The 1,393-nt window shown below is 46.3% G+C and carries 1 protein-coding gene; it reads right to left on the reverse strand.

Annotated elements, in window-relative coordinates; genetic code table 11:
* Positions 1 to 1,149, reverse strand: a 1,149-nt coding sequence (locus A3766_RS24380) for a tetratricopeptide repeat protein (RefSeq protein WP_369808653.1), incomplete at its 3' end; no start/stop codon positions are given.
* Positions 1,150 to 1,393: the final 244 nt, after the last annotated feature.

A 1,393-nucleotide genomic window follows, 5' to 3' on the forward strand; every position in this document is an offset into this window, starting at 1 on the left:
CAAGAAGCGCATGCGGTCATCTGCAGCATCACCCAAGCTATCGACCTTCTTCATTTGTTTAGCTAACCAAAAACGTCGCTTCAGGGGTTTATCCGTTTCTTTATAAAGTTGCGCCAAACGATGAGTCACCTCCATATAGACATCAGCTGGCTCGGCATAGGTATTCGCATAAAGCCGGTAACTGAGTATCGCCTCTTTCTTGTTGTCAGCCTTATCGTATAGCTCCGCTACGATAAACTGAATATCCTGCTTTTCCTGCTCGGTTTTTGCCAGCTTACGCATAATGCGCAACTCTCCGGCCGCTGCTTCCCACTGTTCTGTTTCACGATACGCTAAAGCCATTTTAGCAGGCAGCGTATCGAGTAAATTATGCTTTGGGTAACGCTTTCTGAAGTCTGAAATAACGTCGATAGCACGATGCCATTCTTTTAATTCAATCAAATAACCTGCGGCATCATATTCTGCGCTGGCTCTGAGGGTGGAAGTCGGAGCAACAAGCCCCACGCGAAGAAACTCGTCAACGGCTAGCAAAGTCTGCCCATCTGCCAACTTCGCCTCTGCCTGCTTAAAGACACTCGCAGCCAGGCTTTCAATTGTTGCAGCCCGGCGCTTGTCCTTTGCAGGCATCTGGGTCAATACCTCTTGATACGCACCTTCTGACAGAACAAAGTCATTTAAAGCATACAAACTGTGCGCTTTAATCAAACTACTTTCTAATAAGGTTTGTTTATCAAGCTTGGGCGCACCTTCAAACGAAGTCGGCCAGTCAATCAGGCGCTGAGCCAAAGGTAATGCCCCCTGATAATCTTTCCTGTCAAAATACTCAGAGCTCACGAGGTACAAAACCGGAACCGCTCTATTGTCTTGCTTGTGAATATCAACAAATCGCATTTGAGCCTGCTCCCGCTTAATACTTAAGCTTTCCAGAAGAGCTTGCCTTGCCTCTTGCTCTGTTGGCAGCTTATCTTTTGGCAAGGCTTTGATGCTATTTAAATAATCATCATAGAGCAGCACGGAAGCGTAAGCCGTATCACTACGACCAGAAAATTCTGAGAACTCATAACCAGCTCTTTCGAAAGCCGAAATCGCTTCTGGAAAATGTGACAGCTGTGTCTCGCTCTCAGCCAATAATACTAGGCGCTCTGGCAAGTCTAAATGATTGGGAAAGGTCTCGGTAAAGGCACGGTTATATCGAGCAGAAAGCGTATACTCATCAAGCGTTTTTTGCTTGCTGGCAGAACGTTTCTTAGCAGCCTTGCGTAACTGGCCGGCTTTAACGTAATGGCGATCAGCTAACTCTTTTAACAGTGGCTCCAGCTATGCAGACTTCCTGTTGAATAAAGAGCAGTTTAGTGACGCGGTGTTAGTTTATAAGAACTATATTGCCAGGCAG

Source organism: Oleiphilus sp. HI0132 (assembly GCF_001635845.1).